The sequence below is a fragment of the uncultured Campylobacter sp. genome, from assembly GCF_905371695.1.
GTDB lineage: Bacteria > Campylobacterota > Campylobacteria > Campylobacterales > Campylobacteraceae > Campylobacter_A.
This window is the reverse complement of record NZ_CAJPMA010000075.1, coordinates 1-8,394: the sequence shown is the minus strand read 5'-3', so window position 1 is coordinate 8,394 and position 8,394 is coordinate 1. Positions and strand designations below refer to the sequence as shown.

Sequence of the window (8,394 nt, the reverse complement as noted above, 5' to 3'; positions counted from 1 at the left end):
GAGGCGTGCACTCGCACATGAGCCACTTTGACGCGATGTGTTCCCTTGCGGTTGCAAACGGCTGCGAGGTATGCGCTCACGCGATAACCGACGGTCGCGACGTAGGTCCAAAAAGCGGGCTAGCGTTCATAAAATCGCTGCAAGAAAAGGCGCAAAGCGGGGGCTTTAAGCTAGCTAGCGTTAGCGGTAGATTTTACGCGATGGACCGCGACAAGCGCTGGGAGCGCGTAAAAACTGCCTACGACGCGATGACGCGCGGAGAAAATGCGCAAACCATATCGCCGCTAGAATACGTCATGCAAAGCTACGAGGCGGGCGTGACGGACGAGTTTATCGTGCCGGCTAGTTTTGGTGGGTTTGAGGGTACCTTCGAAAACGACGGCGTGATATTTATAAACTTTAGAAACGACCGCGTACGCGAGATCGCGGCGGCTTTGGGCGATGAAAATTTTAGCGAATTCGCGCGCCCGTTTGTGGTCAAAAATCTACTCACGATGACCGAATACGACGCAAATTTCACCTTTCCCGTATTATTTGAAAACGAAAAGTTAAAAAATACCCTTGCCGAGGTCGTCGCAAACGCGAGCCTAACGCAGCTGCACACCGCCGAGACCGAGAAATACGCTCACGTGACGTTTTTCTTTAACGGTGGCGTCGAGGAGCTCGCTCAAAACGAAACGAGAGTGCTCGTGCCAAGCCCCAAAGTAAAAACCTACGACGAAAAGCCAGAAATGAGCGCGCAAGCCGTGTGCGAAGCGGTACTAAAAGGCATGGAGGACGGACAAGACTTTATCGTGGTAAATTTCGCAAACGGCGATATGGTCGGGCACACGGGCGAATTTGACGCGGCGGTGAAGGCGGTCGAGGCCGTGGATGCGGCGCTGGGACGCATTGTAGCAAAAGCAAAAGAGAAAAACTACGCGTTAATCATCACGAGCGACCACGGCAACTGCGAGCAGATGAGGGATGCGCAGGGTAATTTGCTAACCAACCACACGACTTTTGACGTATTTTGCTTCGTGATGGGCGAGGGCGTAAAGGCTGTAAAAGCGGGCGGCCTAAACAACATAGCTGCGAGCGTTTTGGCGCTGATGGGTATAGAAAAACCCGCCGAGATGGACGAGGCGCTGTTTTAAATTTTATTAATATTTTGATAAAATGCGATTTTACTTTAACAATAAGGAAGAAAATGAAATTTAGCGGAAAAAACGTGCTAATTACGGGAGCTAGCCGCGGTATCGGCGCGCAGATAGCCAAAACTCTGGCGCAAATGGGGCTAAAAGTCTGGATAAACTATCGCTCAAAGCCTGAAATCGCTGATGCTCTGCAAGCTGAAATCGTAGCAAACGGCGGGCAGGCCGCGGTGGTTAAATTTGACGCGACGGACGAGGACGAGTTTGTAAAAGCGATAAATTTGATCGCGGACGCCGACGGCGAGCTAAGTTACCTCGTAAATAACGCCGGTATCACGAACGACAAGCTCGCGCTTCGCATGAAGACGGAGGATTTTACCGGCGTGATAAACGCAAATTTAACCTCGGCCTTTATCGGATGCCGCGAGGCGCTAAAAGTAATGAGTAAAAAACGCTTCGGCGCCGTCGTAAACGTAGCTTCGATCGTGGGCGAGATGGGCAATGCGGGGCAAGTCAACTACGCTGCGAGCAAGGGCGGAATGATCGCGATGAACAAAAGCTTCGCCAAAGAGGGCGCGGCTAGAAACGTGCGCTTTAACTGTGTAACTCCGGGCTTTATCGAGACGGATATGACGAGCGAGCTTGGCGATGAAATCAAAAAAACTTACAGCGATAACATCCCGCTAAAGCGATTCGGAAGTGCTAGCGAAGTGGCTGAGGCCGTAGCGTTTTTGCTAAGCGATCACGCTAGCTACGTCACGGGCGAGACGCTAAAAATCAACGGCGGACTATATATGTAAGCGCGTAAATTTTGCGGTTTAAAATAAATAAAAGCTTAAATATTATAAAATTGCAGACATTTTTTAAAAGGAGAACCCACAATGGCAGTTTTTGACCAAGTAAAAGACGTAGTAGTAGAGCAGCTTAGCGTAAGTCCGGACGCTGTAAAGCTAGAATCTAAAATTATCGAGGATTTAGGCGCCGATAGTCTCGACGTAGTAGAGCTAGTTATGGCGTTAGAAGAGAAATTCGGCGTAGAAATTCCTGATTCCGAGGCTGAAAAGCTAATTAGTATCAACGACGTTGTAACTTATATAGAAAAATTAGGTAAATAATCTAAATTTTATAGCCAAAGGAGACGTATTGAAACGAGTCGTAGTAACGGGAATTGGCATGATTAACGCGCTTGGGCTTGACAAGGAAAGCTCGTTTAAGGCTATCTGCGAAGGCAAAACCGGCGTAAAAAAGATAAGCTCTTTTGACGCGAGCGATTTTCCGGTTCAAATTGCCGCCGAGATAACGGACTTTGACCCGCTTAGCGTTATGGACGGCAAGGAAGTTAAGAAAGTAGATCGTTTCATACAGCTCGGTATAAAGGCTTCTAACGAGGCTATGGTAGATGCGAATTTCGGCGAATTCGATAGGGCTAGATTCGGCGTTAGTTCGGCTGCCGGTATCGGCGGTTTACCGAATATCGAAAAAAATTCGCAAACTCTCGCCGAAAAAGGGGTGAAGCGAATTTCACCGTTTTTTATCCCGTCGGCGCTAGTTAATATGCTAGGCGGTATCGTTTCTATTAACCACGGTTTGCAAGGACCGAATTTATCTAGCGTTACGGCATGTGCGGCAGGTACTCATGCGATCTCGCAGGCGGCTAAATGCATAATGCTAGGACAAGTAGATAAAATGCTAGTCGTAGGCGCCGAATCTACGATTTGCGGCGTAGGTGTGGGCGGATTTGCCGCTATGAAGGCTCTTTCTACTAGAAATGACGAACCGCAGCGCGCATCTCGCCCGTTCGATAAAGACAGAGACGGCTTCGTCATGGGCGAAGGAGCCGGTGCGCTCGTACTCGAAGAATATGAGAGCGCAAAGACAAGGGGGGCTAAAATTTACGCCGAGCTCGTAGGTTTCGGCGAAAGCGGCGATGCTCATCATATTACTTCGCCGACGCTTGAAGGGCCGCTTAGCGCGATGACGCAGGCATGGATGATGGCAGGTAAACCGCAGGTCGATTACGTAAATGCGCACGGTACTTCTACGCCCGTAAACGATAAGAACGAGACCGCTGCGCTTAAAACGTTGTTTGGCGCAAAGGTTCCCGCCGTAAGCTCTACTAAGGGGCAAATAGGACATTGCCTAGGCGGCGCCGGCGCGATTGAGGCGGTTATTTCTATTATGGCGATGCGCGACGGTATAATTCCGCCTACTATTAATTACGAAACTCCCGACGAAGATTGCGATCTAGATTATGTTCCGAACATCGCTAGAAAGGCCGATCTAAACGTCGTTATGAGCAATTCGTTCGGCTTCGGCGGTACGAACGGCGTCGTGATATTTAAGAAGATCTAAAATGTCAAGTTATCTAGATTTTGAAAAGAGCATTAAGCAAATTGATGACGACATCGCAAACGCAAGAATTCGCGGCGATGAACACGCGGTAGAAATTCTGAATAAAAATTTAGATAAAGAGGTCGCGAAGGTCTATAAAAATTTAAACGAATATCAGCGCCTACAACTCGCCCGTCATCCCGATCGCCCCTATGCAATTGATTACGTCAGGCTTTTGCTGGCCGACGCTCGCGAAATTCACGGCGATAGAGCTTACCGTGACGATCCGGCGATAGTTTGTTACGCCGGATATATCGGCGGTAAAAAGGTGATGGTTATCGGCGAACAAAAAGGTCGCGGTACGAAAAACAAGCTAAAACGAAATTTCGGCATGCCTCATCCAGAGGGGTACCGAAAAGCGCTAAGGATCGCAAAAACCGCAGAAAAATTTAACGTCCCTATTTTATTTTTGATCGACACTCCGGGAGCGTACCCTGGCGTAGGGGCGGAAGAGCGTGGACAAAGCGAGGCGATCGCTAGAAATCTTTTTGAATTCGCTAATCTAAGAGTACCGACGGTCGCCGTAGTTATCGGCGAGGGCGGAAGCGGCGGAGCGCTAGCTATCGGCGTAGCGGATCGTTTGGCTATGATGAAAAACTCCGTATTTTCTGTTATTTCGCCCGAAGGCTGTGCTGCGATACTTTGGAACGATCCCGCCAAACAAGAGCAAGCGACGAAGGCGATGAAAATTACCGCCGACGATTTAAAAAATTTAAATTTAATCGACGACGTTATCGCTGAACCCGTAAACGGAGCACACCGAGATAAAGAGGGTGCGGCAAGGGCTTTGGGACAATATTTTCTTTCTAAACTAACCGAGCTCGAAAAGCTAGATGTCGGCGATCTAATCTCAAAACGTATGGATAAAATTTTATCTATCGGAGCTTATGAAGAATAGGGCGTAAAATTTGGCTCTTGTAAGCCAAATCTTGCCTATTTCTGCTTGAAATATATAAATTACTAACGTCGCCGCAAGGTCACGAAATTCTCCGTATATCCCATATTGCTAAATTTACGCCTAGCTTTATCTAAAATTCTGTAAAATCGCTAAAAAATTTAAAGGCCAAAAATGTTTAACGGACTAATTCGCGAGATCGCGCAGGTTGTGAGCTATTCGCAAAATACCCTGCGACTAAAAGCCGCATACCGCCCGAATTTAGGCGATAGCATCGCGGTAAACGGCGCATGTCTTAGCGTGACGCAGCTACACGCAGACGGCTTTAGCGTGGAGCTTAGCGCCGAGACTAGAGCGCATATCGCGACGGAAAATTTGCGCGGACGCGTGCATATCGAGCCTGCGATGCGGTTAGCCGACCGCGTGGACGGGCATCTGCTGCAAGGCCACGTAGACGCTATCGGCGAGGTCGCGCGTATAAAGCGGCGCGAAAACGGGGTTGATTTTTATATAAATTTGCCCTCTAGCGTCATGCCTTTGATGGCAAACAAAGGCAGCATCGCGGTCGAGGGCGTGAGTCTTACGATCAACGAAGTTTTGCCGACCGGCGTGCGCCTCACGATCATCCCGATCACCTTTCGCGAGAGTTTGTTTGGCGAGTTTGAGCCTGGGCGCCGCGTAAACGTGGAGAGCGACCTGCTCGCGCGATACGTAGCTAGGCAGCTGGCGTTAGCTGGCGTTTTAGGTGGCACAAACGGCGAGAAGTGCGAGATCAGCTGGGACGAATCTCAGCACATCGCGAGCCTTTATTAGGCCTGACGGGTTAAATTTAGCGAAAATGAATCGGGAAATTTTAGACGTAGTTTTTGAGAGCGAGCGCTTGAAGCTTGGCTTTACGACGCGGTTTGGCGGAGTAAGCGAAGGGGTGCATGAGGGGTTAAATTTAGGGGATCACGTCGGCGACCTGCCCGCAAACGTAGCTAAAAATCGCGAAATTTTAGCCGCTACGCTTGCTACCGCGCCTTTTAATCTAAAATTTATGCGTCAAATTCACTCAAATCGCGTGGAAATTTTGAGGGATTTAGAGGATGAGCTGCCGCCTTGCGACGGCGTGATAACGGCGCTTAGAGGCGTTACGCTTTGCGTTTTGGTCGCCGACTGCTCGCCCGTTTTGATCGCGGATGAGAGGCGGGGCGTAGTTGCCGCAGTGCATGCGGGCAGGGCGGGCGTAACGGGTAAAATTTGCACGAATGCAGTTAGGCTAATGAAAAGCGAGTTTGGCTGCAAGGCGAGCGATCTGCGCGTATTCGTGGGCGCAAATATCAAGGCGCGAAACTACGAGGTGGGAGAGCTTGATCTTGGCGCGTTTAACCGCTATAAAAAAGAGGGTAAATTTGACATGGAGGCTGCCTTGCGGGATGAATTTGCGCAGCTTGGCGTAGGGCGAGCGGAGTTTGATCCGCGATGTACGTTTGAGACGGGGGAGCTGTTTTCCTACCGCAGAGAGGGCGTCACGGGGCGATTTTGCGGGTTTGTCATGAACAAGCCCGTACCTATGAAACTAAAAATTAAGAACGAATTTAACTTTTCTTCCTAGCGTTTTTGCCGTCGGCTTCGTTGCCAAATTTATTTGCTTAGGCTACATTACGCTGCGTCGCGGTTGGTTTGGCGGGTAAATTTGCAATTTAAACCATACTAAAAATAGGATAAATTTAATAAATTTTAGCTACAATTTGACATCAAATCTCAAAAACAACTGAAAGGAAAAGCATGAAAACAAGTAAAATTTTAACCGCTGCGATACTTGCAGTAGCCGTTTGTTCGGCGCAGGCGCATATGTTTTGGGTGGACGGGGTAAACGACGAAAAGACGGGTAAATTCGTCGCAAAAATGGGTTATAGCGACGATTTCCCAAACTACGAGCCTATAATGCAAGAGCGCGTGCATCTTTTTGCGCCCGTTGCCCTGATTGGCAAAGACGGGCATAAAAAAGAGCTAGCGCAAAGCGGCGAAAACTACCGCTACGAAGGCGAAAAGCTGGGCAAAGGCACATATATCCTGCTTGCGCGGCAAAATCCGATGTATTCGCTAAAAAAGCGCAGCGACGGCAAGTGGATCATAGGCAAAAATAAGCTTGATCTAAAAGATTTAAGCGACGTACAAATCTGCCGCTTGATGACGATAACGTCCAAAAAAATCCTAAATTTAGGCGAAGCAGACGACTTCGTCGCTAAGCCAGTCGGAGAGAAAATCGAGATAGTGCCGCTGCAAAATCCGGTAGGTTTTCGCGTGGATAAGCCCTTTAAACTGCAAGTTTTGGCTGACGGCAAGCCGCTAGAACGCGCCAAACTAACCGGCACTTTTGCGGGATTTTTAGAGGATAAGCGAGCGTTTTACGGTATGACCGACGCGCAGGGTATCACCGAAGTCGTAGCGCTAAGGCCGGGCTTTTGGGTGTTTGAGGTGATTTATGAAAGGCCTTATCCGGATGCCACAAAATGCGATAAAGAGACGCTAAAAACGACGCTGGGTTTTGATATAAAAGAATAAATCGGCATAAATTCGGGCTTTGGGTAAAATTTGAGCCCGAATTTATCTTAAATTTCGTATAATCACTTCGTAATCTAATGCAAAAACTAGGAAAAATGCCATACGAAAATTTTAAATCCAAAAATCCTCTTGCGGCAAAAATCGCCGCTAACGCGAGAAAATTTGACGTCCAGACGTTGCAAAACGAAGCCGTCGTAGAGGTTTTGCTAACCGCATCTAGTCAAAAATTAAGCACGGGCGAGCGCGCGGAAATAGAGCGAATTTTTACTAAACTCATAAAAATAGAAGAGGACGCGCAGCTAAGTAAATTTAGTTAAAATTTCGGTTGCGTTTATCAAAAAGGACTAAAATTTAGACTAAAACTTCGTAAAAAGGAGCTAAAATGAAAAAAGTCCTAGTTTGCTTGATCCTTGTGTTCGGCACGCTATTTGCGGCGCAAACGAGATCTTCTAACGAGCCGTTAAACGCGCCTGCTAGTTTACCCGAAAACTCCGCGAATGCTTGGTTTGAGGACGCGCTTGCGATGTATCAAGTCTCAAATTTTAGCGAGGCGGCAAGGCTATTTAACCTTGCCTGCGAGAGCGGACACGCGCGTGCTTGCTATAACATGGGAGCGATGCTGGCGAGCGGAAAAGTCGCGGTCGATAGAACCGATGCGGCGGCTAAATTTTACGAGCGAGCGTGCAAAATGGGTGATAAGCTGGGTTGTTACGCATTAGCATACGCTCATCAGACGGGCGTCGGCGCGGTAAAAGACGAAGCGCGGGCATACGAGCTTTATAAAAATGCATGCGAGCTAGGCCTAGCCAAAGGCTGCAACGAGGCGGGTTACATGAGCGAGCGCGGCACGGGCGTACAAACGGACGTCAAAGCCGCGGTTAAATTTTACGAAAAAGCGTGCAAGATGGGGCTAGAAATCGGCTGCGAAAACGCTAAGATTTTAAAATAAACGCAGCTTTATCTCGGTTTTATTAGACTAAGATTTGCTTTAAATTTTAGTCTGCCCCACAGTCGAAGACGAAGCGCTCCGTATTAAATTTTACTTGCAGCACTATATTTTAAACTACTTAATTTAGCCTAAATTTAGAAATTTCTCGGTATAATCCACGACTTATTTCGCACGCACCAGTCCTAAATTTGGTTGCGGCGGGCGCGACCCGTCGTTAAGGGGTGTGGAGGTAAAACTAAATTCGGGGAAACCCACAAGGAGAAACTCATGGTAACTATGAGAGATTTACTAGAATGCGGCGTCCATTTCGGACATCAAACCCGCAGATGGAATCCAAAGATGAAAAAATATATCTTTGGCGAGAGAAAAGGTATCTATATTATAGATTTGCAAAAAACTATCCGCTACTTCCGATACACTTATAATATCGTTCGCGACGCGGCCGCCGAAGGCAAGACTATCCTTTTCGTCGGCAC

Annotated in this window: 11 protein-coding genes; all 11 read left to right on the top strand. The window is 48.1% G+C overall.

Annotation, left to right across the window (positions count from 1 at the left end):
- Positions 1–1,136, top strand: a 1,136-nt coding sequence (gene gpmI / locus QZ147_RS07125; RefSeq protein ID WP_295148704.1) for a 2,3-bisphosphoglycerate-independent phosphoglycerate mutase, incomplete at its 5' end; no start/stop codon positions are given.
- Between the two features lie 53 nt (positions 1,137–1,189).
- On the top strand, positions 1,190–1,933 hold the full coding sequence (fabG, locus tag QZ147_RS07120) for a 3-oxoacyl-ACP reductase FabG (protein WP_295148702.1): 744 nt from the start codon (positions 1,190–1,192) through the stop codon (positions 1,931–1,933).
- An 81-nt stretch (positions 1,934–2,014) separates the two neighbouring features.
- Entirely contained in the window at positions 2,015–2,248 is a 234-nt protein-coding gene (acpP, locus tag QZ147_RS07115) for an acyl carrier protein (RefSeq protein ID WP_295148701.1), read from the top strand.
- A 28-nt stretch (positions 2,249–2,276) separates the two neighbouring features.
- Entirely contained in the window at positions 2,277–3,485 is a 1,209-nt protein-coding gene (locus QZ147_RS07110) for a beta-ketoacyl-ACP synthase II (RefSeq protein WP_295148698.1), read from the top strand.
- A gap of 1 nt (position 3,486) precedes the next feature.
- The gene (accA, locus tag QZ147_RS07105) at positions 3,487–4,422 is read left to right on the top strand and encodes an acetyl-CoA carboxylase carboxyl transferase subunit alpha (protein ID WP_295148695.1); all 936 of its coding nucleotides are present in this window, start codon (positions 3,487–3,489) and stop codon (positions 4,420–4,422) included.
- A 171-nt stretch (positions 4,423–4,593) separates the two neighbouring features.
- Positions 4,594–5,232 carry a riboflavin synthase gene (locus QZ147_RS07100; RefSeq protein ID WP_295148692.1) on the top strand — a complete coding sequence of 213 codons (639 nt, stop codon included), beginning with the start codon at positions 4,594–4,596 and terminating at the stop codon, positions 5,230–5,232.
- A 25-nt stretch (positions 5,233–5,257) separates the two neighbouring features.
- Complete coding sequence (locus QZ147_RS07095) at positions 5,258–6,016, top strand: polyphenol oxidase family protein (RefSeq protein ID WP_295148689.1); 759 nt, start codon at positions 5,258–5,260, stop codon at positions 6,014–6,016.
- A 173-nt stretch (positions 6,017–6,189) separates the two neighbouring features.
- Entirely contained in the window at positions 6,190–6,969 is a 780-nt protein-coding gene (locus QZ147_RS07090) for a DUF4198 domain-containing protein (RefSeq protein WP_295148686.1), read from the top strand.
- Positions 6,970–7,046: 77 nt separating this feature from the next.
- The gene (locus QZ147_RS07085; RefSeq protein WP_295148684.1) at positions 7,047–7,286 is read left to right on the top strand and encodes an acetyltransferase; all 240 of its coding nucleotides are present in this window, start codon (positions 7,047–7,049) and stop codon (positions 7,284–7,286) included.
- A 65-nt stretch (positions 7,287–7,351) separates the two neighbouring features.
- Complete coding sequence (locus QZ147_RS07080) at positions 7,352–7,918, top strand: tetratricopeptide repeat protein (RefSeq protein WP_295148681.1); 567 nt, start codon at positions 7,352–7,354, stop codon at positions 7,916–7,918.
- A 267-nt stretch (positions 7,919–8,185) separates the two neighbouring features.
- A partial coding sequence (gene rpsB / locus QZ147_RS07075) for a 30S ribosomal protein S2 (protein ID WP_295148678.1) occupies positions 8,186–8,394 on the top strand: 209 nt, incomplete at its 3' end.